This is a genomic window from Geobacillus kaustophilus, assembly GCF_000948285.1.
GTDB lineage: Bacteria > Bacillota > Bacilli > Bacillales > Anoxybacillaceae > Geobacillus > Geobacillus thermoleovorans_A.
The window spans coordinates 3,171,464-3,197,763 of the sequence record NZ_JYBP01000003.1; the positions used below are offsets into that span (position 1 = coordinate 3,171,464).

21 protein-coding genes and 1 pseudogene are annotated in these 26,300 nt (G+C 51.7%); 4 read left to right on the top strand and 18 right to left on the bottom strand.

From position 1 onward, the window contains the following. Positions 1–227: 227 nt before the first annotated feature. From rbsB to LG52_RS16365, 10 genes are all read right to left on the bottom strand, one after another. On the bottom strand, positions 228–1,163 hold the full coding sequence (gene rbsB / locus LG52_RS16330; RefSeq protein ID WP_044732745.1) for a ribose ABC transporter substrate-binding protein RbsB: 936 nt from the start codon (positions 1,161–1,163) through the stop codon (positions 228–230). 34 nt (positions 1,164–1,197) lie between these two features. Further along, positions 1,198–2,142 carry a ribose ABC transporter permease gene (rbsC, locus tag LG52_RS16335; protein ID WP_025038926.1) on the bottom strand — a complete coding sequence of 315 codons (945 nt, stop codon included), beginning with the start codon at positions 2,140–2,142 and terminating at the stop codon, positions 1,198–1,200. Then, the gene (locus LG52_RS16340; RefSeq protein WP_044732746.1) at positions 2,139–3,632 is read right to left on the bottom strand and encodes a sugar ABC transporter ATP-binding protein; all 1,494 of its coding nucleotides are present in this window, start codon (positions 3,630–3,632) and stop codon (positions 2,139–2,141) included. The genes rbsC and LG52_RS16340 overlap by 4 nt, the downstream gene beginning before the upstream one ends. A gap of 21 nt (positions 3,633–3,653) precedes the next feature. Further along, the gene (gene rbsD / locus LG52_RS16345) at positions 3,654–4,064 is read right to left on the bottom strand and encodes a D-ribose pyranase (protein WP_011232699.1); all 411 of its coding nucleotides are present in this window, start codon (positions 4,062–4,064) and stop codon (positions 3,654–3,656) included. Further along, positions 4,064–4,957 carry a ribokinase gene (gene rbsK / locus LG52_RS16350; protein ID WP_014196888.1) on the bottom strand — a complete coding sequence of 298 codons (894 nt, stop codon included), beginning with the start codon at positions 4,955–4,957 and terminating at the stop codon, positions 4,064–4,066. Before rbsK ends, rbsD begins: the two co-directional genes overlap by 1 nt. Continuing rightward, on the bottom strand, positions 4,954–5,943 hold the full coding sequence (locus tag LG52_RS16355; protein WP_011232701.1) for a LacI family DNA-binding transcriptional regulator: 990 nt from the start codon (positions 5,941–5,943) through the stop codon (positions 4,954–4,956). The genes rbsK and LG52_RS16355 overlap by 4 nt, the downstream gene beginning before the upstream one ends. A gap of 298 nt (positions 5,944–6,241) precedes the next feature. Further along, a complete protein-coding gene (locus tag LG52_RS21070) occupies positions 6,242–6,346 on the bottom strand; it encodes a putative holin-like toxin (protein WP_407059889.1) in 105 nt (34 codons plus the stop codon). Positions 6,347–6,433: 87 nt separating this feature from the next. After that, positions 6,434–6,550, bottom strand: coding sequence for a DUF3789 domain-containing protein (locus LG52_RS21075; RefSeq protein WP_407059890.1), 117 nt, complete (start codon positions 6,548–6,550; stop codon positions 6,434–6,436). Positions 6,551–6,635: 85 nt separating this feature from the next. Continuing rightward, positions 6,636–7,088, bottom strand: a complete 453-nt coding sequence (locus LG52_RS16360) for a VanZ family protein (protein WP_044732747.1) — start codon at positions 7,086–7,088, stop codon at positions 6,636–6,638. 740 nt (positions 7,089–7,828) lie between these two features. Continuing rightward, on the bottom strand, positions 7,829–9,019 hold the full coding sequence (locus tag LG52_RS16365; RefSeq protein ID WP_044732748.1) for an ISL3 family transposase: 1,191 nt from the start codon (positions 9,017–9,019) through the stop codon (positions 7,829–7,831). A 309-nt stretch (positions 9,020–9,328) separates the two neighbouring features. Between LG52_RS16365 and LG52_RS20695 the strand changes: the two genes are divergently transcribed. Next, positions 9,329–10,051, top strand: coding sequence for a type II toxin-antitoxin system VapC family toxin (locus LG52_RS20695; protein WP_044732749.1), 723 nt, complete (start codon positions 9,329–9,331; stop codon positions 10,049–10,051). 179 nt (positions 10,052–10,230) lie between these two features. Here LG52_RS20695 and LG52_RS16375 read toward each other — a convergent pair whose 3' ends face one another. From LG52_RS16375 to LG52_RS16390, 5 genes and pseudogenes are all read right to left on the bottom strand, one after another. After that, a complete protein-coding gene (locus tag LG52_RS16375; RefSeq protein ID WP_044732750.1) occupies positions 10,231–11,415 on the bottom strand; it encodes a M20 family metallopeptidase in 1,185 nt (394 codons plus the stop codon). Between the two features lie 125 nt (positions 11,416–11,540). Beyond that, entirely contained in the window at positions 11,541–12,881 is a 1,341-nt protein-coding gene (locus tag LG52_RS16380; protein WP_044732751.1) for a UDP-glucose dehydrogenase family protein, read from the bottom strand. A 187-nt stretch (positions 12,882–13,068) separates the two neighbouring features. Beyond that, a pseudogene (locus tag LG52_RS19995) lies at positions 13,069–13,170 on the bottom strand (branched-chain amino acid transport system II carrier protein); the annotation flags it as partial. Between the two features lie 42 nt (positions 13,171–13,212). Then, positions 13,213–14,385, bottom strand: a complete 1,173-nt coding sequence (locus tag LG52_RS16385) for an ISL3 family transposase (RefSeq protein WP_044731098.1) — start codon at positions 14,383–14,385, stop codon at positions 13,213–13,215. A gap of 388 nt (positions 14,386–14,773) precedes the next feature. Further along, positions 14,774–16,114, bottom strand: coding sequence for an N-acetylmuramoyl-L-alanine amidase (locus tag LG52_RS16390; protein WP_044732752.1), 1,341 nt, complete (start codon positions 16,112–16,114; stop codon positions 14,774–14,776). 374 nt (positions 16,115–16,488) lie between these two features. On the opposite strand from LG52_RS16390, the gene LG52_RS16395 reads away from it, so the two are divergent. Next, positions 16,489–17,205, top strand: coding sequence for a plasmid pRiA4b ORF-3 family protein (locus LG52_RS16395; protein ID WP_044732753.1), 717 nt, complete (start codon positions 16,489–16,491; stop codon positions 17,203–17,205). 106 nt (positions 17,206–17,311) lie between these two features. Here the strand turns inward: LG52_RS16395 and LG52_RS16400 are convergent, their stop codons facing one another. Further along, the gene (locus LG52_RS16400; RefSeq protein ID WP_044732754.1) at positions 17,312–19,510 is read right to left on the bottom strand and encodes an SEC-C metal-binding domain-containing protein; all 2,199 of its coding nucleotides are present in this window, start codon (positions 19,508–19,510) and stop codon (positions 17,312–17,314) included. Between the two features lie 80 nt (positions 19,511–19,590). After that, on the bottom strand, positions 19,591–20,880 hold the full coding sequence (locus LG52_RS16405) for an SEC-C domain-containing protein (RefSeq protein ID WP_044732755.1): 1,290 nt from the start codon (positions 20,878–20,880) through the stop codon (positions 19,591–19,593). Positions 20,881–21,093: 213 nt separating this feature from the next. On the opposite strand from LG52_RS16405, the gene LG52_RS16410 reads away from it, so the two are divergent. After that, complete coding sequence (locus LG52_RS16410) at positions 21,094–22,740, top strand: SWIM zinc finger family protein (RefSeq protein ID WP_044732756.1); 1,647 nt, start codon at positions 21,094–21,096, stop codon at positions 22,738–22,740. Further along, positions 22,737–25,499, top strand: a complete 2,763-nt coding sequence (locus LG52_RS16415; RefSeq protein ID WP_044732757.1) for a DEAD/DEAH box helicase — start codon at positions 22,737–22,739, stop codon at positions 25,497–25,499. Before LG52_RS16410 ends, LG52_RS16415 begins: the two co-directional genes overlap by 4 nt. Positions 25,500–25,725: 226 nt before the next feature. Here the strand turns inward: LG52_RS16415 and LG52_RS16420 are convergent, their stop codons facing one another. Then, positions 25,726–26,289, bottom strand: a complete 564-nt coding sequence (locus LG52_RS16420) for a Uma2 family endonuclease (protein ID WP_044732758.1) — start codon at positions 26,287–26,289, stop codon at positions 25,726–25,728. Positions 26,290–26,300 lie beyond the last annotated feature (11 nt).

Sequence of the window (26,300 nt, forward strand, 5' to 3'; positions counted from 1 at the left end):
GGCGGACCCCTTTTTCCTATTTTTTCATTACATACGAATGAAAAACATTTACTTTACGACTTCCTCTTATCGGACAAGCGTTCATCACGTTATGCTATTAGTAGTTATTTTTATCTGTTGGGGGAAATTTTATGTTGCCGTATGAAAGGATTTGGGAAATTATAAAAAAACCCATGGTGCTAGTTGAGCACCAGAGCTCAACTAGCACCACCGGATAAAATTCCATATTATTGCCCTTGAACCAATTCAAGCGGAACCGGGATAAATTTGTCCACTTTCTCCCCTTTATGAACACGAATGGCTGCTTCTACAGCCTTTTCGCCAATTAATGCCGGCTTTTGCGCTACTGTGGCCGCCATTTTGCCTTCTTTCACCGCTTTGACCGCATCATCTGTCGCATCGAACCCGACCACAAGGACGTTGTTCATTCCATGGGCTTGCAAGGCTTCCAACGCCCCTAAGGCCATTTCGTCGTTATGGGCAAAGACCGCTTGAATGTCTTTATGGCTTTGCAAAATGTTTTCCATGACCGCCAGTCCTTTCGCCCGGTCAAAATCAGCCGCTTGTTTGGCGACGACTTTCATATTGGCTGCTTTGTCAAGCACTTGGTGGAATCCTTCTCCGCGTTCACGGGCTGCTGACGAACCAGGAATCCCTTCCAATTCCACAATGTTTCCGCCGTTTTTCAAATGATCGACGATAAATTGCGCCGCCATTTTTCCTCCAGCCACATTGTCGGAGGCGATATGGGCGACCACTTTCCCGCCGTCCGCACTGCGGTCGACCGTAATGACCGGAATGTCGGCGCTGTTGGCTGATTCAATCGCAGAAGTGACGGCGCTTGAGTCCGTCGGGTTGACCAAAAGCACATCGACGTGTTGTTGGATCAAGTCTTCAATATCGTTAATTTGTTTCGCCGAGTCATTTTGGGCATCGACGACAATCAATTTTGCCCCTTCGTCCTTGGCGGCTTTTTCAGCCCCTTCTTTTAAAGTGACGAAGAACGGGTTGTTCAAGGTGGAAATGGATAAACCGATTTTGACTTCTCCATCCTGTTTCGTTTTCCCTTTGTCGCTCGATGCGTTGTTCTGGTCGAGCGAACATCCACCCAACACGCCGCCTGTAAGCAACAATGTGACTAACAAACCAACTGCTTTTCGCATTTTCATACTCCCCCTTATTTTTTGATAACATCTATCATACTTCTTTGCGGCGGTCTAACAGCACCGCAAGAAGAATGACCGCTCCTTTGATGACTTGCTGGTAAAACGACGACACATTGAGCAAGTTCAATCCATTGTTCAATACACCGATAATCAAGGCGCCGACTAACGTGCCGAAAATCCAGCCTCTTCCTCCTGACAAACTGGTGCCGCCTAAAACAACGGCCGCAATGGCATCCAACTCGTACGCCGTTCCCGCTGTCGGCTGCGCGGAATTCAAACGGGAAGTTAAAATGAGCCCCGCCAAAGCAGATAACGCCCCTGTTAGGGCATACACATATATTTTGAGTCGATCAACGCGAAGTCCCGATAGACGGCTCGCTTCTTCGTTCCCGCCAATCGCGTACGTATGGCGGCCAAATGTAGTCTTTTTCAATACTACATACAAAGCGATATAGACCGTGAGCATCAATATAATAGGTACGGGAATGCCGAAGAAATAACCGCGCCCCATCATCTGAAACAGGATGTCATCAGACGCAAACCCTGTAATCGGGCGACCGTCCGTGTAAACGAGAGTCAAGCCGCGAAACGCCGTCATGGTCGCCAGCGTGGCAATAAAAGGAGCCACTTTTCCTTTGGTGACCAAGACTCCGTTCAAGACGCCCATGGCCGCGCCTGCTAATAAGCCGACGAATATCGCAACAAATCCATTGACCCCTTGCGCCATCATTCCTGCTGTGATCGCGCTTGATAACGCCAACACCGAACCGACCGATAAATCAATGCCTCCCGTTAAAATGACAAACGTCATGCCAAAGGCGATGAGCGCGTTAATCGATACTTGCCGCAGGAGATTGAGCCAGTTGTCCATCGTCAAAAAGTCATCGCTCAATATGGAAAGCACGATGCATAGCAGAAACAGCCCGATCAAAGGCCCTAGTTTTTTCACATCCCATTTTCGCTTTGCTCCCATCATCGATTCCCCCCTGTCGCCGCCCGCATGATGGTTTCTTGATCCAACCCGTCGTTTTCCAAGATCGCTTGCACTTTCCCTTCATGGATGACCATAACGCGGTCGCTCATGCCCAATACTTCCGGCAGTTCAGAAGAGATCATAATGATCGCGGCGCCTTGGGCAGCCAATTCATTGATCACTTCATAAATCTCTTTCTTTGCCCCAACATCCACGCCGCGAGTCGGTTCATCCAAAATGAGGATGCGCGGGTTCATCGCCAGCCATTTGCCGAATACGACTTTTTGTTGATTCCCGCCGCTCAATGCTTTCACGGGTAAATCTGGGGAAGAGGCTTTAATATTCAACAGATGAATGTATGTCAACACCACGTCCCGTTCTTTCGATGACTGGATGAATCCCGCTGTTGCTAATTGTTCCAACTTCGGCAAGGTCAAATTCTCATGGACGCTCATCTCGAGAATGAGCCCTTTTTGCTTTCGGTCTTCGGTAATCATGGCGATGCCATGTTCGACGGCCTGGCGCGGAGAACGGATGCGCACAGGACGCCCGTCGATATAGATGTCTCCTTCATCGAATGGTCTGGCTCCGAAAATCGCTTCCATGATCTCGGTTCGCCCCGATCCCATCAGTCCCGCCACACCAAGCACTTCACCGGCTCGCACGGAAAACGATACATTCTCAAACAACCCTTTTTTCGTGAGCCGCTCTACGCGCAGCCGTTCTTCTCCAATGGTGACGCGCCGTTTTGGAAAACGTTCCCCAATTTGCCTGCCGACCATCATTTGAACAATTTCATCGAAGTTCGTTTCCTTTACTCGTTTCGTTCCGATGAACTGGCCATCGCGGAGAACCGAAATCCGGTCGCAAATGGTAAAAATCTCTTCCATCCGATGTGAAATGTAAACAACCGCGACGCCTTGCTGTTTCAAGGTGCGAATAACAGAAAATAAAGCCTGAATTTCCCGTTCCGTCAGCGCCGCTGTCGGTTCATCCATAATAAGGCACTTCGCATTCGTCGAAATGGCCCTGGCAATTTCGATCATTTGCTGTTTTCCGACAGACAACCGACCGGCGAGTTCTCGTGGGTCAAGGTCCATCCCTAATCTCCGCAAATAGGAAGCGGCCTGTTGCTCCATTTCTTTATAACGAATGACACCCGTTCTCCCGATTTTCGGCTCGCGGCCAAGAAAAATGTTTTCGGCCACCGTCAATGTTGGAATGACATTCAACTCTTGATGAATCACGACAATCCCGTCGCGTTCCGCCTCTTTCGGATGACGGTAATGCACTTCGCGCCCGTTGACAACAATCGTTCCCCCATCCCGCTCATAAATGCCGGTCAACACCTTGATGAGCGTCGATTTCCCCGCTCCGTTCTCTCCCATCAACGCATGCACTTCTCCAGGAAGCACTTCAAAATCAACGCCATTCAGAACGATATTGGCGCCAAACGATTTTTGAATCGACCGCATGTCAATCAAGGGCCTCATCGTTTCTGCCCTCCTTTTCCTTCAGAAATCTTTCGATGAAAAACTTACACCGGAACGCAGAATGATATTGGCATAGGGGGTTGCCTCTCCTGTGCGAATCACCGCTTTCGCCTGCTTCGTCATCGCTTTGAATTGTTCGTGGGGAACAAACTGCACAGGCACACCACCCATTCTTGCCCTGATGCTTTCGTATAAATCCGGATTCTGGTCTTTGATCTCCTCGGCTAGTACGATTGCTTCAATTTCCAATTCATCAACAACCGCATCCAACACGGATAAAAAGGGCGGAAACCCTTTGACGAGAGACAAGTCGATGCGCGCCTGTTCGTTCGGAATCGGCAACCCGCAATCGGCAATCACGATCGTATCGGTGTGCCCGAGCGAGGCAAGCAGCGTGTTCAATTCTTTATTCAAAATCCCGCTTTTTTTCATCAGTGACTCTCCTTCTGTCTGGACAAAAATGATTCGACCTCTTGCCGTCTCGGCATCCCAGCTTGCGCCCCAAGTTTCGTCACCGACAAGGCCGCCGCCGCATTGGCAAACCGACACGCTTCATCAAGCGGCTTCCCTTCTGCCAACGCCACGGCAAGCGCACCGTTAAACGTATCGCCCGCGCCCGTCGTATCCACGACGGGAACTTGGAAACTTGGAATGAGCCGTTCTTGTCCATCTTGCCAAATGCGCACCCCTTTTGCCCCTTCGGTGACAATCAGCTTATCGGCAAACGCTTCTTCGTCCATCTTGTCGAACAAAATCGTCCGTTCATGTTCATTGGGCGTCAAGAAACTCGCCTGCTCAAGCACCGACGGCGGCAGCGGCTGGGCCGGAGCGGGGTTGACGATGACGCGCACGCCATGGCGATGAGCGATCGAAACCGCCCGTTCCACAACGGGAAGCGGAATCTCGAGCTGCAATAAGCAAACATCGCTTTCGGCGATCACGGATTCACATGAATCGAGATCTTCCGGCGTAAGCGCATGATTCGCCCCAGGAACGACGATGATCCGATTGTCCCGCTCAGAAATCGTAATGGAAGCAATGCCTGTACTCCCATGTGTAACCGGTTTCACATAATCGACGGAAATGCCCTCATTTTGTAACGAACGGATGAGCTCTTGACCAAACGCATCATCCCCCACTGCGCCAATCATCCGAATGTTGGCGCCGAGGCGGGCGGCTGCCACCGCCTGATTCGCCCCCTTGCCGCCGGGAGTGGTGAGAAACCGCTCACCCAAGATGGTCTCCCCTTGGTTTGGAAACCGTGCCGCCACAGTGACTAAGTCCATGTTGATGCTGCCGATCACCGTAATGGTTGGTTTGTTCAAGTCAATCCCCTCCTTGACGTCGACTGCCGCACCACAAGTTGAACCGGAAGTTGATAATGGAGCTTCTCAAGCGGCTTCCCCTCAATTTGTTTAATTAAAATTCTTGCCGCCATGGCCCCCATTTCGTAAATAGGCTGAGACACGGTCGATAGTTCGGGTGTTGTCATTTCCGTCAGCGGGATGCCGTCGTAGCCAATAATGGCAATATCATCCGGAACCCGCAGCCCGCATTGCTGAACCGCTTTCAAAGCACCGACCGCCATCGCGTCGTTGCCGGCAAAGATCCCGTCCATATCATGTTCAGCCAACGCGGCCATCACCGCTTCTTTCGCCTGCTTCAACTGGTAATTCCCTTGAATGACGAGCTGACGATCTCCCAACCCTAACGCCCTCATTTCATCTTGATAGCCGCGGAAACGCTCCATGGCGTTCACCACGTGGTTGGGCCCTTGAATATGGGCAATCCGCCGGCAGCCCACTTCATACAAATGCCGCGTCGCTAAACGAGCTCCCTCGTAATTATCCGCGACCACCGACGGATAACGCTCATGCAACGGACGGTCGAGCACGACAATCGGAACATCCCATTCCTCGACTTCTTCCGGCGCGAACTGATTCGTGGTCAAAATGACGCCGTCCACATATTTTTGCTTTAACACTTCGATGTATTCTCGTTCTTTTTCTACTTTCTCATCGGAATTGCATAGAATGACCGTATAGTCATAAATATTCATCACATCTTCCACCGCGCGAACGAGTTCGGGAAAGAACGGATTGGTAATATCAGGGACAATGAGTCCGACTGTTTTCGATGTCTTTTTAAACAGAGCTCTCGCCACTTCATTCGGTTTATAATTGAGCTCTTTCATCGCCTGTCTAACCCGTCTTTCCGTTTCCTCATTAACATATCCATTTTGATTTAACACACGCGAAACGGTGGCGACGGAGACACCTGCACGCTTTGCCACATCACGAATCGTTGCCATTTTCGATTCCTTCTTTTTTGTATATGTGTAACCGGTTACACATAGTATATCCTATTTTTCGTGCGCCATCAAGCAATTTTTTGAGCACATCCTCAGGAATGTGTACGCTCTTTTCCATGCAAGCCGTATTGTGATTTTCCCTCGATTATGGTTATAATAAGAATGGAAAGGCATACGATAAAAACAGGACATTGGCAACGGCCAATGCCCTGACCAACACGCACGGTGGCCGCAAGAAGTGCAGCGGCCCAGAAGCAGGCAGAAGTAACCCACCCTCACCTAGGCCGAGCAGGGTGGGTTACTTTTCTTTTGATACCACAATGACTGCTGCGATCAGCGACGCAAACGAAATCATTCGCGACAACGTCTCCGCAACAGTCATCATCCAGCAGCCCCCTTTCATCAAGGGAGTTGCCGCTGCCCCCTGGATGAAAACAACTTGGAAAATTTAAAACGCCCGGTCATTGCCCAACGTCCCTCTGCAAACCTCTTACTTTTCCTTCCACCGTTCGCCCGCTTCATCCGCCCGTTTCGCCGCCACCATCATGCTCATGATGACAAGCATGACGAACGAGCCGACAAACAGCCAGGCGATAAACGCGACCATGGCCTTCTCTCCCTTTTCTCGTAAACTCATTTTCTATTCTTTCCTTCTGCCCCTCGGCCTATACGTCGGGAGAGCTTGTGTTTTATTATACACCGCGTTTCACCGCCTGATGCTTTGTCCTGAGCCAACGGCGGCAGCCCCATACTATCAAAAGCGCGATCAGCGCCCCGCACGAGTCAATGGCCACATCTTTCGGCGTCGCCGTCCGCCCCGGTTCAAACGATTGGTGCCACTCGTCGGTTGCCGCATAAGCGGTCGCAAACAGCCAGGCGCCCGCATACGCCAACCGCTTGGGCGAGAGCGCCCGCCATACGAGCGCACCCAAAATGCCAAACTCGGTCAAATGCGCCGCTTTGCGGATCAAAGCGTTCAGCCATGACGTCCCCTCTTCATCCCCGCCGCCAAACGGCCAATACGAGAGAATCACCTGCAGCACGTGAGCCGTATTCGCCCCGGTGAACCAGGAAGACTCGCTGAAGCTATAAATGACGAGGCACCAGAGAATGACGGGGAGCCAGCGGGAGAGAAAATCTCTCATTGTTTTCACCTGCCAACAACCTTTTTGCCAACAAAACAAGGCACCTAAACAACAAACGAAAGCGGGCGCCTTGTTCGTTCAACCCTTTACCATCATAACAGGGAGGGTGATACTTTTCCATTTTCTTTTTTGAAAGTTGCTTATCCAGAATGTTTGAACATCGTTCGCTCAAACGCTGAAATTTTCCGTCCCCCCCTTTTTTCTTTCCCCATTTCCCTTTTAAGAGAGATTCTCTCCCTGTTTATGCTTTCATGAACAAGGGTATAGTAATAAAGAGCTATTTTCGATGACGTGAAATCGTTGGTACACAAGGGATGGGAGAGAAGGAAAAAACTTTTTACCCCAGTAAAACCTGATAAAATCAAGGGGGAGTCGGCGAATGTTTGTGTCGACACAAACATTCACCCCAAACCTTCAATCCCTTGTCACACTAAGGATTATACGGATTAACATGCTTTTTTAGTGGGAGAAAAAGCCGCATAAAATCAACATCGCAAAAAGCTCAATAAAAGAAAAATCTGTACATTTTTTCTGACCAGCATTATAATTTTGGGTCTTCACCATTTTCTGTGATTTCTACTCAATCCTAGAGACATGTTAGCTGGATGAAATAGGTTCATCAGTCAGGATCCTTCTTCCGCATACAGACCACGAAGTTGGTAGAATGGAAACAGTCAAGTGCTTTCCTTGACGGGTTCCATTCTACCAACTATCATACCGATAGCGGAAGAAGGGAGCGCTTAAGCAGCCTGACTGCCTGTAGTGTTCCCTGTACACTCCAGAAATACACGCAAACGAAACCGTTCTAGATTTCGATAGCCATATGCCCGGCGTTTGATGTTTTTGATCTTGTGATTCGTCCCCTCAATTCGGGCATTCGTATATGGGCACAAAAAGTAGGAAAGAATAGGCTCCTTCCACCTTTCAAGCGTGTTGGCTGCTTTCTGAAAAGAAGCAAAAGGGCTCTGTTTGGCTAACTGAATCCATTCTTCCAAGCGTTCCTTTGCTTCATGATATCCATCGGTTCGGTAAAAATCCCGAAACAACTCTTTCAGATAATAAGCAATGGAAAGTGCCGGATACTCCTCCAAGATATCGTCTAATCGAAGCCGTTGGTCCTTACGAAGCTTTTCACAGCCTTTCAAGAGAAGATATCGAGCCTTTTTCAATGGAGAAAATTCCTTTCTTGCTTGATCCAAGGCTTGTGTCACTTTTTGAACCACATGGTACTTATCGATGACAATCGAAGCAGATGGAAACAGGGCGCGAACCGCCTTATGATAAGATTCCCACATGTCAAGAATCACCGTTTGGACCATTTCTTTCGACAGGATATTTTGGCTCAACAAGTTGATGGCGGAGTCACATTGGCGATCGGCATGCATTCCCATGACCGATCCGGCTCTGGCATCCATCAATACAGTTTCATACTGATGTCCCTTTTTTACAGCGATTTCATCTAAACTAAGCACCATTCCTTCTTGAGAAGATGCTTCTATCGCTGTTTGACGCTCTTTTGCTTTTTTCGATGCGATGGAGTAATAAATGCGTTCCAATGTTGTATATGGGATGCGGTGCTTTCGGCTAACCTCTTGAATGGTGGAGCCTTCGCAAAGTTCATACAAGTACTCACAAAATCGATTGGTGTAGTGTTGATTGGGTGGAATCGATTCCAAAGAGGCGGAAAACACTTGAGAACAATTCCAGCACCGATAGCGCTTTACCTTTATGAACAAGTACACCGGTTGATGGAAAATCGCCAAATCCCGTACTTTTCTTGTCCGTCTGTCGTGGACAGAGGAAGTGGCAAACCCACAATGAGGGCAACGTTCCTGTGTCTCTGTTTTCTCTACATGAATCGCATAACCATAGGAAAGAAGTTCTTGTTTAATCACTTTAAATTCTGGCAATCCTAGTGGTATAGAAAGCACTTACGAGACCTCCTTAATGTTTATTTCACCGCTAACATTATTGCCAGGATCTCGTCAGTGCTTTCTCTTTTTTGTCACTAAATCACAAAATTTGGTGATGAACCATAATTTTTAGAAAGGGGAATCAATGAGGTGATCGATATGCCCTCCGCTTTGGAAACGAAAATGAGGGTGACACTGTCTCACACTGAACAGGCCAATAAACCAGATAAGGATCTTCCATTTGCCGAATTACGGAAAAAAATAGCCAAACCTTCTCCCTTTGGCAAAAAATTAGTGGACATCTACAAACAAGGACGATAGCCGATTATGTCTTTTGTGATGACATATGAAGATGCCATAGATGAACATTTTGGACAAGCGTCTATATACATCGATGCTTGTTTTATTTTGGCCTATATGGACTCCAATGATCCAAGGGGAGATAAGGTATGTGAAATCCTTCAAAAGTGGCATAACGAAGGTATAACGAAATTAGGGATCAGTACACATGTATTTGGGGAAGTAGTACATAACTTATTCATTCAAGAAATTCTAGTACCATTAGAAATCTACCATAAAAATCAATCCCATTTACGTTCAAAGTCTCGCCATAATCATCACCTTGGGGAATCAGAAGAAAGCGTATCCTTCCTATATAACGTTTGGAAAAAACAGATTCCAAGTTTCTACAAGAAGAACGTTTTTATTAATGTTTCAGAATTAATCAAATTAGTGAAGATGAATTATCCCTCAAAAAGAAACAAGTTGCAAATCTTCTACAACAATTCCATTGACCGATATAATGAATTTTTATCTGCCCTAAGGCACCATTTCCACATTGAATTCCTAACAACAGATGCCCACATTCAAGATTTAGCCTTGGCTCAAATGCGGTTGTTCCAGCTCGAAGCCTATGATGCCTTGCATTATGCCATTGCAACATACCACCATTATGACTACTTCGCTACGCTTGATGGCGATTTTGTCCATACTCTTTACCACCAAGACCCCGACCCAGCGTCGATTACAAAGATTATAAAAATCGCCTAGCCTTGACGTCTTGATCGAGTTGGGGCTGAAAAAGCAAGGGAGGCAGGGAACTCCATGCCCCCTTCATTTCCTCTCCGCTCACGTGAGCTGCACCAAGTTCAACCATGTGAATTGGCGACAAAGAAAGAGTATGTAATACATCGATCCGCCTTTAAGATGTGCAAAAAAGCGGAAGCGCCTTACTCCGCCCCCGCCAACAGTTTCAACGTCGCCGCGACAAACAGCTGCACCCCAATCTCAAGTGCATCCTCGTCAATCGTAAAGCGTGGGTGGTGATGCGGATAAACGATGCCTTTTTCTTTGTTTCCAGCGCCGACGTAGAAAAAGCTGCCCGGCGCTTTTTGCAAGAAGGCCGAGAAATCCTCGCCGCCCATGTTCGGCTTCAGGCGGGCGATGGCTTCATCGCCAAACAGCTCGCGCGCTGTTTCTTCGATGACGCGGGTCACTTCATCGTAGTTGACGACCGGGCGGTAGCCGTAGTCAAATTGAAACTCGTACGAAGCGCCGTGCGCTTCGGTAATGCCTTTGACAATGCGCTCCATCCATTGCGGGATCGTCTGCCGCAGCTCCGCATCAAACGTCCGCACCGTCCCTTGAATTTCGACCTCCCCAGGCAGGACGTTATGCGCCGTACCGGCGACAAATTGCGTCACGGACAGAACGACTGGCTCGAGCGGGTCAACGTAGCGTGAGACGATATGTTGCAAGTTCGTCACGACTTGGGCGCCGATGGCGATCGCATCGATCGTTTGGTGCGGCATCGCCCCGTGGCCGCCTTTGCCGATGATGCGGATGAAAAACCGGTCGGGTGCGGCCATCATCGGCCCATACACAATGCCGATTTTTCCGCGCTCAAGCGGCGACCAAAGGTGAGTGCCGATGACAACGTCCACCCCGTCCATGACGCCGGCCTGCACCATTTCTTCCGCCCCGCCGGGGAACAGTTCTTCCGCATGTTGGAACAAAAAGCGAATCTCGCCGTTGATTTGGTCGCGCAGCTGCGAAAAAATTTTCGCCGTCCCCAACAGCATCGCCGTATGGCCGTCATGCCCGCACGCATGCATGACGCCGGGGTTGTTCGAGGCAAACTCAAACGTGTTTTCCTCTTGAATCGGCAGCGCATCCATATCGGCGCGGATGGCGACGACCCGGCCCGGCTGTTTGCCAATGAGCCGCGCCATGACGCTCGTTTTCGTCGGCCGGGAAAGCTGGAAATTCCCGAACGACTGCAGCGTGTCATAAACGAACTGCGCCGTTTTTTCCTCCTCAAAAGACAGCTCTGGATTGGCGTGCAAATGGCGGCGCCAGGCGATGACATCCGCTTTCACTTCATCGACCAGCCGTTTGATCTCTTCGTTTATCATGACGTTTCCCCCTCTCTTCTACTTTCCTAATATTATAAACGGAAATTTTGGAATTTTCATTCCCTCACATTCATAAAGAAAGGCAGCCCACTGCACGTTTAGTGAGTGAGCTGCTGTCCCAAACGTCATTCGTGATGCTCCACCGTTTCCTTCATCGCGCTTTGCCATCCACCCACCGCTGGCCGCCCGATTGATTCGTAGATCAGGCCGGCTGCTTCGGCTGCCCTCAAGTCGTAACAGTTGCGCCCGTCCACCACGATTGGCGTCTTCATGAGCCCCTTGTAGCGGTGAAGGTCAAACTGGAGCACGGCCGGCCATTCGGTGAAAATGAAACAAACATCCGCTCCGCGAATCGCTTCCTCAATCGTTTTGCAACCAACAACCGCATCGCCAAAGCAACGGGCGACATGTCCGAGGGCAGCTGGGTCCCAGACGCGCACGGCGGCTCCTTCGGCGATCAGGCGTTCGATGTTCGCCAATGCCGGCGATTCGCGCACATCGTCCGTGCCGGGCTTGAATGCGGCGCCAAGGACGGCAACAGTCCGGTTGCGAAAATCTCTGATATACGGACGCGCTTTGTCAAGGAGCTTCCACTTTTGTTTCTCATTGACGTCCATCGCCGCCCACACGGTTTTGAGCGAATAGCCATGGGAAGCAGCCAACGCGTAAAGCGCCTTCGCATCTTTCGGCAAGCACGAGCCCCCATAGCCGACGCCCGCGCGCAAAAAGCGGCGGCCAATGCGCGGATCCATGCCGATCGCTTCCGCCACCGCCTGAACATCAGCGCCGACCAGTTCACAGACGTTGGCGATCTCGTTGATGTAGGAAATTTTCAGCGCCAAAAACACATTGGCGGCGTATTTGATCATCTCTGCGCTTCTTCGGTCCGTCACGACGTACGGGAGGGCAAACGGGGCGTACAGGTCCTTCATCACCCGCTCGGCGCGCTCCGATTCCACCCCCAACACGATGCGCGGCGCCTGCAGCGTATCGCGCACGGCTGTTCCTTGTGAGAGAAACTCCGGATTGGAAACGATGTCGATGCGCACCCCAGGGCGTCCGTTTTCAGCTACAAAGCGCGCGGCCTCATCCCCTGTGCCGACGGGCACCGTTGATTTGATCGCCACGAGACAGTCGCGCTCCACCGCCAGCACGATGCGGCCGAGCGCCTTCCAAACAGCGTCAAGATGCACGGAACCGTCCGGAAGCGGCGGGGTGCCGACAGCGATCATAATCACTTCCGCCTGCTGATACGCTTCCACATCGTTGGTCGTAAAGCGAAGGCGGGCGCTGTTTCGTTCGATGAGCGGTTCAAGTCCCGGCTCATAAATCGGAACGATCCCTTTATTTAACAAGCGAATTTTTTCCTCATCCACGTCCACGCATATGACATCATGGCCTTTATCAGCCAGACAGGCGGCGGTCACCAGCCCCACATACCCCGCCCCGGCGATCGTGATTTTCACGGTTCATCACACCTTTTCGATCCTTTGCGGCTATCGTCGCTTGTCCTCATTATAGCGAATCACCCCACAAATTTCACCGTTTCTGTCCGTCCAAAAGCGAAAACCGGGAGACCCTCGCCTCCCGGTTGATTTACGCCGCGTGCTTCCGTTTGTTGGCCGATGTCCGATCCAAAGCCTTGCCGAGCGCCGCGCCGCCATCGATGAAAAACGGCTTCGCCCCGATTTCATAAGCGACGCTCGCCGCTCTTGGAATGCCAAAAAACGGCCCGATCGCCAAATAGACGGCAAGTTTTCACCGGTTCATCACCAAAAGATGTACTTGCACCTGCCATTAAAGTATGTTAGTCGTTTCTAACCGAACCCGTAATGCAAAACGCTGGATATTTCTGTATCCATATCCTCGACGTTTGATCAGCTTGATCTTGTTGTTCGTTCCTTCCATTTTCCCATTCGAGTAAGGGGATAAAATGCAAGAAACGATTTCTTCTGTTCGCTTGACGAGCGCTTTTGCAATCGCGCGCACAACCGAACAAGGACAAAACGAATACCGATGAATCCAAGACTCCAAACGTCGTTTCGCCTGTTGCTCGTCTTTGCTTTTGGACACATAACGAAAATGTTGGAGCGATTGGTAGACCGACTTTAAGTCATCGCTTTCATTACACCATTCTCGTACGATTTGACGTTCTTCCTCCGTCAATTTCTCTGGGCATGTGCTCAATAAACGGCAAACGTAACGAACATTTCCGTGTTTCCTGCTTCCTTTGTCTACATATTTGCGGCAACGATCTAAAGCATCCGTAAACAGCTGAATGACATGGAAATAATCGACCACGTGTGTCGCCTCTGGGCAACCCCCTTGAATGGCTTTTTTCATCGCTGGGGCTAAATCGCTTACGACATACTGAACAGAACGAGACACATGCGCCAACGCACGTCTGATGGCTTCCTCGTTCTTTCCAGCTTCGATGGCATACACTTCTCCCGTCTCGGCATCCATGATCGCCACTCCGTAGTCATGCCCTTTTCGAAAGGCAAATTCATCGACACAAACCGCCTTTGGTTGGATATCATTCGATAGGAAGGAAGGGGCATGGGTATAAAACCAACGTTCCACGGTCGTGTAAGGGAGTTTGAGCATCCGAGCTACTGCCTGAATGGATGTCCCGATGCAAGATTGCGCCACCCATTGCTGAAAAGCGTCTGTTGCCACACTTCGAGGGGAGATTCCTGGATAAGACGTGCTGAACGTCATGCCACACGTACTACAACGTCTGCGCTCGACAGGAAGTTCAATCCAAAAAATCCCGATTCGTTGAGCATAGCCATGCATCCATTGCTTCTTTTTTCCTGTCATTTTGATCGTGCGTTTCAAGCAGACGGGACATAATGGGCATTGTTCAGGTAGAGAAAGTTCGAAAATCCAACGATCTCCTTCTTTTCGCACCTTTTGAATCAAAACATCTGGTAAATCGATAAGTTCTTTGATAAACTGAGAGTACATGCGAATTTTCCTCCAATGGTTTGGTTTGGTCACCTTTACCATACAGGAAAATTCGCATTTTTTGTACCCTCTATTTTCGCTATGCACACCGATCTTAAATCATCAAGTACAACTTGTGGTGAAGAGCCTTTTCACCATCCTTCTAGACGATAGAAAAAAACGAAAAATGATTATTTCACACATTTATAAATATTATATTTTTTCAACTTTTTTTCAACAATTACCTGTTCACCACGGTCATAGAAAAAGAGGATGTCTCAAAATGCAGCGACACACCCTCTTTCATTGACTTATATATACCGCATCGAACGAATGTGTTTCACCGAGGCATGCGGACGGCCTTTTGAGTCGGCTCCTTTCCATAACGCGTCCGCCGCGAAACAGAACCTCATTCAAAATACCGAAGCACGGCATGAACCATTGCCGTCGTCACCGCTTCCCGATAGCCATCGCCCGCAACGGTTCCGGCATCGGACGGGTTGCTTAAATAGCCGAGTTCGAGCAGCACGGATGGCCGCTCGTTCTCCCGCAGCACGTAATAGTCGCCAAACGCAACGCCGCGGAACGGAAGCAGGACGAATTGCGAAAACGGCTGTTCGAACGATTGGGCCAACCTATAATCCGCTAACCGGTCGTAATAGTAGATCGTAATGCCGCTCGCCTGCCGGTCAGCGGCGCTGTCGTAATGCAGGCTGATAAACGCATCCGCCTGATACAAGCGGGCGGCGGCGACGCGCGCCGACAGCGGCACATAATCATCGCCATCCCTCGTCAACACGACGCGGGCGCCGTACGACTGCAGTTTGTTTTTCAAGAGCTTGACGGTTTCCAACGTCAACTCCTTTTCCTTGATGCCATCGACGCTTTGCGCCCCGCTGTCTTTGCCGCCATGCCCGGCGTCAAGAACGATCGTTTTTCCAGCCAACGGTTGAACGGGGCCTGGCGTCCAGCGGCTCACGTAGCTTTGCGGGCCGCCAAGGCGAATAATAGAAGGCGGAACGGAGGCGTCCACCGCCCCTTCTTGATTTTTGGCGGCCTTTTCACTTTCCACGCCGATGTAATCAGCCGCCACCCAGCCGGCCAGGCCCGAACGGGCGATGATCTTATGCCAGTCTTGTTTTGTTTCGACAATCTTGACGCGATCGCCGCGCAACAGACGCCCGATCCGTTCTGCGTCCAATGATGGCGCCGCCCGCACGTTGAGCGAATCGGTGTCCACCACTCCTTCCGACTGCGAAACAGAGCGGTTCTCAGCTGGCGCCAAATACGAGGCAGCGACCCAACCGACGGCATCTTCCGCCACTACTTTTTTCCACCCTCCTTCTTCACCAATCACCCACACCGTCTCCCCTTGCGTCAAATGGCCGAGAATGCGGGCTTTCGCACCCGGCTCCTGCCGCAGGCGGAGCCGATTTTCTTGCACCACCTCGGCGCGTTGCACAAAGACGGCGTACGGCTCGGCCATCCACCCGGTCCGATTGTTCTCCCATTCAATTTTCACCCAGCCGTCTTTCACATCCACCACCCGGTATACTTCGCCGCGGCGGATGTTCGCCATCGGCCGATACGGCACCCCCGGTCCTTGGCGGACGTTGACGCGATCCGCCATCACGACCGCCAAGCGCTTCGTTTCTTCCGTGCCATTTTCCCCTTTCGCTCCCGACGGCCAAAGGAGTGCAAACAAGCAAAGCAGACAAAACGATGCGGCGAGCCATCCCCCCCGCCTCATGCGCGCTCCCTCCCCGTTCTCTCATTACTACTATATGGTTCGCGCGCAATCGGCCATTTCCTGTCTGCCAGCCGCGAAAACCGCTCGACAGAACGGGCGCCGCCGACATCCACAAACCGACAATGAACGCCCCATTTCCGCACAATGCCCCCTCGTGCGACAGCGGACAAAACGATGCGCCAATGCCGGCGATGGGGCAACGCACCAATACGGCATGCATATTTCCAACCGTTTCCCGATCGGCTCGCTCATTCCGATACATGATGACCGGAGGCAAGATGACCGCGATCGTGATGCTTCAATTATTTTGATTTTTGGAAAAACAGGTTAAACTATAAGTATACAAAAACGAACCCAAAAGGAGAACGATGTTGATGGAAGAAAAAAAACTCATAGATTTGATTGATGAACTGATGACGAAGCTCGGTTCAACGGAGCCTGCCCGCCCACGCGGTCGTTGGGTGGAAGCGACAAAAAGCAAAAGTTCACCGTCGAAGAAACCGCGCCGCTCCAAAACCGCCTACCAGCTGAAAATTTCATTAAACGGCATCCGTCCGCCCATCTGGCGCCGCGTCCTTGTGCCCGGGCACGCCACGTTTGACCAGCTTCATTTGGCCATCCAAGAAGCGATGGGATGGGAGCAAGCGCATTTATATGAATTCGAATTCGGCGATATCGTCATCGGCATTCCCGATGACTGGGACTTTTACGAATTTGGGAAAATGTTCGAAGACGCGCGCCGCACCACGCTCGAACAATGGCTCAAGAAAGAAAAACAAAAATTTCAGTACACGTACGATTTTGGCGACTACTGGCGCCACACCATCACCGTCGAAAAGATCGAGACGCTCCCGAAACCGCTAGAACGCGCCACTTGCCTGAAAGGAAAACGGGCGTGCCCTCCCGAGGATTGCGGCGGCGTCTATGGCTATCTGGAACTGCTCGAGTCAGCCGCAAACAAAGATTCCCTTGCCGACCCAGAACTGCGCGAACGGCTCGACTGGATGTACGAAATGAAAGGCGACGATTTTGACCCGGATGCCTTTGACGTCGAGGAAGCCAACAAGCGGCTGGCCTATATCCAATTTTGACACTCCACGCGGCTGAAACCGTGGGATGAGAGACGACCGCAACACTCTAAAGCGGCCCCTGTCCCGCCAAGCGGGCAGGGGCCGCTTCCGCATTCATCGGGGACGCCTACGGCCGGCGGATCAAACGAGCCGCCGATGCACGCACTCGCTCTTGAAGCGCGGACAGTTCTTTCTCCACCTTGTCCGGCCGCTCTTTCAGCGCTTGAAGCCACGGCTCCAAGTACGGAGAGAAAGCCGGCGGGTACGCGCGGGCAAGATCGCTCACCTTGCCGTTGCGATCCACCACGGCGATTATATACATGCCGGGCAAAAGATGCGGCTCTGCTCGCTCCGGAACATCCCATGTCACCGTTCGGTTATGGACAAGCCAATCAAGCACCGCTTTCCCCCGCTCTACGTACTTGACGCGGAAAAAGGAGAAATCAACGGAAAGAGGAACGGGCAAGCCAAACGAATGCGCAAATTGCCAAACCGCCAGTTTCTCATTAGCCTCGCCTCTCTCCGTTCCCCATTCATCCAGCAAAGCAAAACAATGTTCCAATTCGCTTCTGACATCTTCCAAAACGGCGCAAACGGCTTTTCGATGCTTCGTTCCATAACGGCGATCCAGCCATCCGGCCAGCTCAGGAAGCATATCAAGCGCTTGGCTCACTGCTTCCCATGGAAGCGAATTCCATCTTGTAGGGATTTGCTCGACGATGCATTGTTTCCAATCTTCTTCTCCTACGTCCCCCCACGATGAAAACGACCGGCCCTCCATATATTCGCACAGCAGCAGAACAACGAGCAAACATGTCTCTTTGATTTCTTCTGCTTTTTCATTCATGGCGATTTCGTTATAAAACGTCAACAAGTCATCAGTGAAAAACATTCCTTCCCATTCCGTCCGGATCCACAATGTGTCGGTTTCTTCCGGACCAAGCCATTTCATTTTCCATAAGTCCGAAGAGCGGTGCGACGTATCAAACGGAGATAGAGGCAATCCATAACGGGAGCGAATGTGATTCACTCCTATGGACACCGGCAAATTCGCTCGTTCTTGCATGTTAAACAAATTGAATTCATACACTTTCAGCCACTCATCAACTTCTTGAACATGCCCTTCACGCGCCATTTCATGGGGGGTTTTCCCATTCCATTGCTCATGCGGGACATGAAGGGCTTTTTCCAATTGAACGGCCAGCCCGGCCAGCGTCCCAGCCCAAGGAGGAGAGCCGGGCTCTGGATCAATATGAAACGAAACGTTTTCTACCCCTTTGCGGCGCAAAATGCCTTCTGTCTGCCGTTTTCGTTCTTTTAGGGAATACCCGAACGCCCGCAGCAACGACACAAGCTGTTCGGCCGTTTGTTCCTTCTCAGTAGACAACACAAGCCGCGACCGATGAGCCGATAATGAACCGCCTAGTTCAAACACACGAATCGGTTCAGGGGAAAACAACCCGATATAATGGTACACATTGGTGCACCATGAACCTTCCACCTTTTCCCCATCGTCGTTGTCAATCTGAGCCCGTCCGATCGAAGCGAGCTTCCTCACTGCCTCAGCGGCTTCCTTACATTCATATTCATAAGTCCACCGCGTTCGTTCCTCTTGTACATCGTCTGGCATCGGGGGATAAGCTACATCGACGATATCGAGAAAATGCTCAACGGCTACCTTGTCATATGGCCAGCCGGTTTGCGTCAACAAGGAGCGAATGTTCTCTTCCGCCCGTTCCACGCCCTTCGGATCAACAATCGATGATACACCACAAACATAATACCCGCCGTCAAATGGCTCCAAAAAGGCAAACATGCCGCCCCACGGACGAACAATCTCCAACGTCTCGCAATACGGCATAAGGAGTCTCTCACCCGTCAGCCGGTCGATCGCCACTCCTCCTTCATCATGCAAATCGACAAATTGCACAAGGCGCGGCACAAGCCGAACCCAGCGGTCCAACATTTCCTTGAGTTCTGGAGACAGGCGACGCCCTTTTTCCTCTTGAAACCATTCAATGCCGCGCAATCCATTCGGATAACGATGGAGAAAAAAGCGCCAAAGCGTCTCAAACACCTTCAACTCTTCACGATGATCCTTTTGTTCGATCATTTGGCGAAACATACGGGTTACCGCTTCACGTTCATCATAAGACAGCGATTCATCCAAAAAACGCTGCACCATTTGCGACAGCTCATATTTTTGGTCAAAAAAGCGGCGCTGCCGCATCCGCTTGATTTCATGCTGCTGTTGTTTGTTCATGCAGCACTTCTTATACTTTTTCCCGCTTCCGCACGGGCACGGATCATTTCGACCGATCGACATGCATTGTCCTCCCTTCTAATCTTTCCTTTTCAAAACGTCGATCAATGCCGCACATCAAATGGTTGTTTTTCACCAGCCTTTTAGATGAAGCCCCGATCGGTGAACATCTCCCACGCTAAATCGCGGAGCTCCTCGCGCAATTCTTTTTCATTCACTCCCTCAAGCAGCCCTTCTTTCCGCCACGAACGGATGGCTCGATCAATATGACGGTTGACTCGCTTCTCGTCCCATCCTTCACGCATCAACATAAGATCCATGTCATCGATCCATTCATCGATGCGCGCATCGAGCTCATCCCCGTCCTCTTCGAACCAGTCTTCCTCCCAGTCATCGAGCCATTCCTCGTCGTCTTCATCATCGACAGCCATCAGGAAAAACTCCAACGCCGCCGACCGCACATCTTGGGACATCACGTCATACCGATCGGCAATGTCTTCCACATCCGATCCTTCTGCCTTCATCAAATGACCGGCCACATGGCGGAGCGCCGCAGCGTAGACGGGAACAGAATAAGGAAGGCGGGACGTTTTTCCGCAATAGAGCGCCCATATGGCGAAAGCTTGATTGAGCAGCGCCGCTGGCGCCTCCGGCTCGTTTTCATCCAGCTCGCGAATGACGTCGGCTTGTTTCGGATCATCCCATTTGAACTGTTTGGCAAACTGCCAAAGCCACTCCAGCAACATGGCGGAAAACACATCAACAAACTGATAACCCATCCATGAAGCCGCCGACTGACCGCTCCACTCCGCTTCTTTTTGAATCGCCCGAAGCAATCGCTCTTTCCCTGATGCTGGGAACGGAAACACCGTCGTGAAATACGTGAACACTTCCTGGTACGGGACAAGGAAGCCGAACACCGCATCCCCTTTTTCGATCACGTTCGGCCATTGATAGGAAGCCAATAAATGGACGTTCCTTTCCTCTCCCGTCAACAAATCCCGGACAACGGGGCGATTTTCATCATCATAGCCGATGAACTCGCCAAGCGACGGAACGGCTCCTTCCCACCTCTCGATGTGAGCTTGAACGGACGAGCGCCACCGCTCCCAATGACGGCTTTTCCGGTAAGCGGAAAAGATCGTTTGTCCTGTTTCATCAAGCGGCCAACAAAACAACATCCAGTTCACCGCCATGATCTGCACGCCAAGCTCGAGTTCCTCCGGCATCTCTTCAAGCGGGAACTGGCCCAAAAGTTCTTCCGCCTCCCTCTCATACCGCTGCAAGACAAACTGACGCATATCATTCATGCATTCGATCAACTCACGGTCAATCAACGACGCAATCGACACCGCCTCTTTTTTTCCACAACAATGCTTGTACTTTTTTCCGCTTCCGCACGGACATGGTTCGTTTCGCGGCACTGCCGCCATATTCGATGCACCTGCTTTCTCTTAAACTTAGGCTTTGCCTATTTCCATTATACCATCATTGGCAGAAGATATATCATCGTCAGCTTTTCTACCTACACATTCCCAGCAACAAATGCAGAAGACAGGCCGCTTCCACCGGGAATCGCATAGCGTTCCCCATTTCGACATGCTATAATTAAATGATAGGGAAATGAACGGAAAGGACGAACCGACATGCTGCAAACGACCATTTCCAAACCGCTTTTGCAACAGGCGGCTGGCGAATTGCTGAAAGAATTGCCGTTTTCTATTTTCCATCATCTCATTCAAAAAGGGCGCGACTTGTCAAGAAACGGGTTGGTCTATAACGTCATGGTCATCAACAGCCACGAAGTGGAAGGGGTCGTTTCTGACATCACCCCCCATGAGGTCATGCTCGACTTAGCCAACATCACCCGCCGCCATCGCTGTCCATGCGGGACAGAAGGACTATGCCCGCACATTTTGGCGCTGTTTTTTTACATATACGGCAATGTGTTGGACAGCGGCGAGCTGTTCCGCCTGTGGAAAAAAGGCCAAATCGAAGCGTTGCGCAAAGAGGCGCCCGCTGCTAATGAGCAGGAGCCGCTCGCTCAAAAAAGGGTGGGGAAACCGACTGCCCTTTCCATCACTCCAAATGAAACCGTCGAAGATTGGTGGAACCAATTTGAGAAACAGTATCAAGACTTTTTCTCCCGCCATCAAAACGGCCAAAACTGGCCGTACCGTTTGGCCTTCCAGCTTCTCCCGAAGCTGGGCAAAAACGAAGGGAAGCAAGCCGGCGCCCGCCCGCTGCGGGAGCTTCATGCCGCTCTCTTTTTATTGGAGAAGCTTCGGCAGTACGGGGAGGATCAAGGTTGGAATGACGGCGGATTCGCCTCTTACGGGCAGTTTTCCTGGCAGCAGGACGTCAACCATGTCGCCGACCGCACCTTTGACGCCCTAGAACAATTGTCTGGCAAATCGCTGCCGCGGTCGCTCAACGCATTGATCGAACAGACAATTCCGTACGTGCGTGATCTATTGTTTTTGGACGGGGCGCTGTCATCGTTCGGCTATGACTTTTACACAACCGCGTGGGAGTTGTTGTTCACCAAGCCCGCATGGCGGCAGGAAGAACGGGCCGAACTCCTTCGGCTCGCCCATGAACAAGGCAGCACCCGCGCCGCCATGGCGGCGGCCCACCTTTCCTTCCTGCTTGGCGAAGACGACGAAGCGATGGCGCTTTACCGTGCGTTCCCCGAACAAGCAGGCCTGTTTTTGATTGAATGGATCGGACGGTTCATCCAAAACGGCCTCGTGAAGCGGTTTGAAGCCGTTTGGGAAAAGGGGAAGGAGGATTGGCCCCTTTACCTTTCCCACTTGCCTCACCTCATCCGGGGCAGTTTTTTGGACGAAGCGGTTCATTTGTTTGAAATGTATGCCCGCCAACGAAATCGCCCGAATGCATGGGAGGAGTTTTTGCAGCGAAGCCTCCCTTACAGCGTGAACCATTACACCAATTTTTTGTATCAGCAAGGACGCTACCGGGAAGTCGTCGACCTGTTTTTATGGGTAAACATCACCGCCGATGAATTGCATCCGCAGCTGCTCAAAACATTGCAAGCCCGTGGAGCGGAACTGGTGATGCCGCTATATCATCGGGCCGTGATGAAGCGACTCGAAGAAAAAAACCGGGCGAGCTACCAAAGGGCGGTCCGCCACTTGAAAACGCTGCGGACTCATTACCGTTCGATGAAGCGGCTCGATCAATGGGAAGCGTATCTTGAGCAGCTGCTCGCCAAAACGGCGCGCCTGCGCGCGTTTCATGAAGAATTGAAGAAAGGAAAATTGCTTCCATGAAGGCATTGGAGACGATTCAGATTTCCTGCAGATGGAATGAAGAGATTCGATGTTTCGAGCTCTCGGGTTCCACCCATCCCTCATCATGGGTTTCGCCTTTATTTGCCTGGCACGAAGAAACATTTTACGGCACCATGATGGATGTCGAGCACGACATCGTGCGGCTGTCGCCGTGGCAGGCGCTCACCCTGTTCGCGTTGCGTCCGCACTCGCGCTTTTCCGTCATTGAATGGGCAGACGAATTCACCGCCCAATTGGAAGAGTGGGCGAGACACATTTGGAATGGGTTGAAGGAACGCCGCTTCCTTCCAGACGCTTCCCTTTGGAAAAGCACAGGCGGCGCATGGAGCGAAGCGGGTCGCACCCGTTGGCGCAGCACGGACGATGATCCCGATCCGTTCGTCGCCACATGGCGGTCGCTTGCGGTCGCCGACTGGCTCTCACGCGACCCGGAGCTTCGCAGCATTTGGGAAGAAATCGTCCGCACGTATCCGTTGATCACATCCCGTGGCGACCAATGGACCGGAACGGAAGACGACTGGCTGGAACAAATCGGCTGGCTCGGCGACCGGCCTCCGTTTGTCGTCGGGCTGCGCCTCATTGAACCGTCCGAGGGCGGCGACGTATGGACGCTTGAGCCCGTGCTGATCGCCATCGATGACAGCTCCATCGCGCCCGCACGCGACATTCCGCGTGCTTGGCGGCCGTATGAATCATCGGTCCAACGCGCCATCCGCCGCATCCGCGCGATCGTGCCGTGGCTTGGCGATGAAAACGAGTCTTTGCTTCATGAACTGTCCGACGAACAAGCATGGCGCTTTTTATCCGAAGAAAGCTTAAAGCTCACAGAAGCAGGCGTCCGCCTGTTGCTCCCTGACTGGTGGCACGACATCCGCCAGGCGCAGCTGTCGATCAAAGCGAAGCTGGCGCCTTCCGTCACCGCGGAATCATTATTCGGCCTTGAGCGCCTCGCCGAGTTTGACTGGCGGGTGGCGACTAACGGCATCGAGCTGACCGAAGAGGAGTTTGCCGCTTTGGCGGAACAAAAGCGGCGCCTCATCCGCCTGCGCGGCCAATGGCTCATTCTCGATCCCGCTCTTGTCCGCCGCGCGCAGGCGCTCATGGAAAAGGCAAAAAAAGAAGGGGTGCCGATCCATGAACTCGTCGCCCAGACGCTGCTCACCGAAGCGGACGGACACGATGAGGCGGGAGAAGATGAGATCGCCATTCGCATTGATGTGCACCATCAGTTTCGGGTGTTCGTCCAACAGCTGCAAAACATCGACGAACTTCCCGCCGTCGCCGTGCCGCCGTCGTTTCGCGGCACGCTCCGCCCATATCAGCAGCGCGGCGTCGACTGGCTCGTCTTCTTGCGCCGCTTTGGCTTTGGCGCTTGCTTGGCCGATGACATGGGGCTTGGCAAAACGGTGCAACTCCTTGCCTATTTGACCTATGTAAAAGAAACGGAACGTCCGAACACACCGGCGCTTCTCATCTGCCCGACAAGTGTGATCGGAAACTGGCAAAAGGAATGCGCCCGCTTTACCCCAGACTTGCGCATCTATGTCCACCACGGACCGAACCGGGCGAAAAACGAAGCGTTCGCGCAAACGGCAGGCGAGGCCGATCTCGTCATTACGTCTTACAGCCTTGCTCATTTGGATCATGACGATTTAAAACAGATGCACTGGCATACGATTTGCCTTGATGAAGCGCAAAACATCAAAAACGCGCAAACGAAACAAGCGCGCGCCATCCGCCGCCTGCATGGGAACCATAAAATCGCCTTGTCCGGCACGCCGGTTGAGAACCGCCTAAGCGAACTTTGGAGCATCTTCCACTTTCTCAACCCAGGCTATCTCGGCAGCCAAGCGGAATTTGAGCGCCGCTTTGCCGGACCGATCGAAAGAGAAGGGAATGCCCGCAAAAAAGCGGCGCTGCAGGCGCTCATCCGCCCGTTTTTGCTGCGGCGGACGAAAACGGATGAAGCCGTCGCCCTCAACTTGCCGGACAAAATCGAACAAAAAGAATATTGCCCGCTCACAGCCGAACAGGCGGCTTTGTACGAGCAGCTTGTCAACGACACGCTTGAACGGGCTAAAGAAGCCAGTCCGTTTGCGCGGCGCGGATTGATTTTGCAGATGTTAAACGGCATCAAACAAATTTGCGACCATCCCGCCCTCTATTTAAAAGAGCGCCATCCACGCCAGCTCGTCGAACGGTCGCACAAGCTCGAAAAGCTCATCGAACTCATCGAACAAATCCGCGCCAACGACGAGTCGTGCCTCATCTTCACCCAATACGTGCGGATGGGCGAGATGATCCAAGAGCTGCTTACCGACTTGTTTAACGAACCGGTGTTGTTTTTGCATGGCGGCGTCCCAAAACAAACGCGCGACCGGATGGTGGATGAGTTCCAAGCGCGAAAAGCACCGATCTTCCTTTTGTCGCTCAAAGCGGGCGGCACCGGCCTCAACTTGACAGCCGCCAACCACGTCATCCATTTCGACCGCTGGTGGAACCCGGCTGTGGAAAACCAAGCGACCGACCGCGCCTACCGCATCGGACAGACGAAATTCGTCCACGTCCATAAACTGATTGCGACAGGGACGATCGAGGAAAAAATCGACGAGATGCTCGAACAAAAGCAAGCGCTCGCTGACATCATCACCGAAGGCGAGGCGTGGATTACGGAATTGTCTGATGAAGAACTGCGCGACTTGCTCGCCTTATCCGCGGCGGCGAAAGGAGGCGCTTGATCATGCCGGAAGAAAAACCAAAACGGAAGAAAAAACCGGTGGAAAATCCGTGGGAGAAATTGCTGAAGCGAATGGAAGAAAAGCTGAACGAGCGGGAAAAGCGGCAAAAGCAACCGTAAAGGGACATCACGCGGGCGATGAACGCCGCCCCGATCCCGTTGGACACCAAAACAGCGTGGGATTGTTCCCACGCTGTTCGCTTGCAAGCCGTTCTCTTTGCGCCTCGTCAATGGAACAATTCAGCCATGTCGACCTCAAGCCCCGGAAAATACGCAGAGCGTACCGTACCGGATTTGACTTGGACATCAGCTTGCTCATATAGCCGCTCCTCATTGAGCGTATACACCATCACGGCCTGTTTCATCGGATTGACGATCCAGTACTCATGGACGCCGCGCGCCATGTACAAATGGAACTTTGTGACGAGATCGTGCGCCTGGTTTGATGGGCTTAAAATCTCGACGATCAGCGGCGGAACCCCAATATACTTCGTTCCATCCAACTCTTTTTCGCCGCAAATGACCGTCAAATCGGGAACGACCACGTTTCGTTCCCCTGTTTGCTCATCAACCAACTCCACATCGAGCGGCGCCGCCAACACATGGCATGGCTTTCCTCGAAAAAACAAACTGAACTGAAAATGAAGCCGGCTCAAGATCAACTGATGACGAACGCTGGGTGACGGGGTCATATACACGGCCCCATCAATATATTCTAAACGCTCATCGCTTTGTTCACGCAGGACCCAATAGCGCTCATACGACACACCAAAAGCAAGCGGCAAGGACAATGAAGGCCCCT

Bases quoted from the DNA above. Each gene is read 5' to 3' on its own strand.
- LG52_RS16355 (WP_011232701.1), bottom strand. From the start codon at position 5,943: ATGGCAACGATTCGTGATGTGGCAAAGCGTGCAGGTGTCTCCGTCGCC.
- LG52_RS16360 (WP_044732747.1), bottom strand. From the start codon at position 7,088: ATGAGAGATTTTCTCTCCCGCTGGCTCCCCGTCATTCTCTGGTGCCTC.
- LG52_RS16375 (WP_044732750.1), bottom strand. From the start codon at position 11,415: ATGATAAACGAAGAGATCAAACGGCTGGTCGATGAAGTGAAAGCGGAT.
- LG52_RS20695 (WP_044732749.1), top strand. From the start codon at position 9,329: ATGTCTTTTGTGATGACATATGAAGATGCCATAGATGAACATTTTGGA.
- LG52_RS21070 (WP_407059889.1), bottom strand. From the start codon at position 6,346: ATGAAAGGGGGCTGCTGGATGATGACTGTTGCGGAGACGTTGTCGCGA.
- LG52_RS21075 (WP_407059890.1), bottom strand. From the start codon at position 6,550: ATGGTCGCGTTTATCGCCTGGCTGTTTGTCGGCTCGTTCGTCATGCTT.
- LG52_RS16400 (WP_044732754.1), bottom strand. From the start codon at position 19,510: ATGTCGATCGGTCGAAATGATCCGTGCCCGTGCGGAAGCGGGAAAAAG.
- LG52_RS16390 (WP_044732752.1), bottom strand. From the start codon at position 16,114: ATGAGGCGGGGGGGATGGCTCGCCGCATCGTTTTGTCTGCTTTGCTTG.
- LG52_RS16395 (WP_044732753.1), top strand. From the start codon at position 16,489: ATGGAAGAAAAAAAACTCATAGATTTGATTGATGAACTGATGACGAAG.
- LG52_RS16410 (WP_044732756.1), top strand. From the start codon at position 21,094: ATGCTGCAAACGACCATTTCCAAACCGCTTTTGCAACAGGCGGCTGGC.
- rbsD (WP_011232699.1), bottom strand. From the start codon at position 4,064: ATGAAAAAAAGCGGGATTTTGAATAAAGAATTGAACACGCTGCTTGCC.
- LG52_RS16405 (WP_044732755.1), bottom strand. From the start codon at position 20,880: ATGGCGGCAGTGCCGCGAAACGAACCATGTCCGTGCGGAAGCGGAAAA.
- rbsC (WP_025038926.1), bottom strand. From the start codon at position 2,142: ATGATGGGAGCAAAGCGAAAATGGGATGTGAAAAAACTAGGGCCTTTG.
- LG52_RS16340 (WP_044732746.1), bottom strand. From the start codon at position 3,632: ATGAGGCCCTTGATTGACATGCGGTCGATTCAAAAATCGTTTGGCGCC.
- LG52_RS16385 (WP_044731098.1), bottom strand. From the start codon at position 14,385: ATGTACTCTCAGTTTATCAAAGAACTTATCGATTTACCAGATGTTTTG.
- rbsB (WP_044732745.1), bottom strand. From the start codon at position 1,163: ATGCGAAAAGCAGTTGGTTTGTTAGTCACATTGTTGCTTACAGGCGGC.
- LG52_RS16415 (WP_044732757.1), top strand. From the start codon at position 22,737: ATGAAGGCATTGGAGACGATTCAGATTTCCTGCAGATGGAATGAAGAG.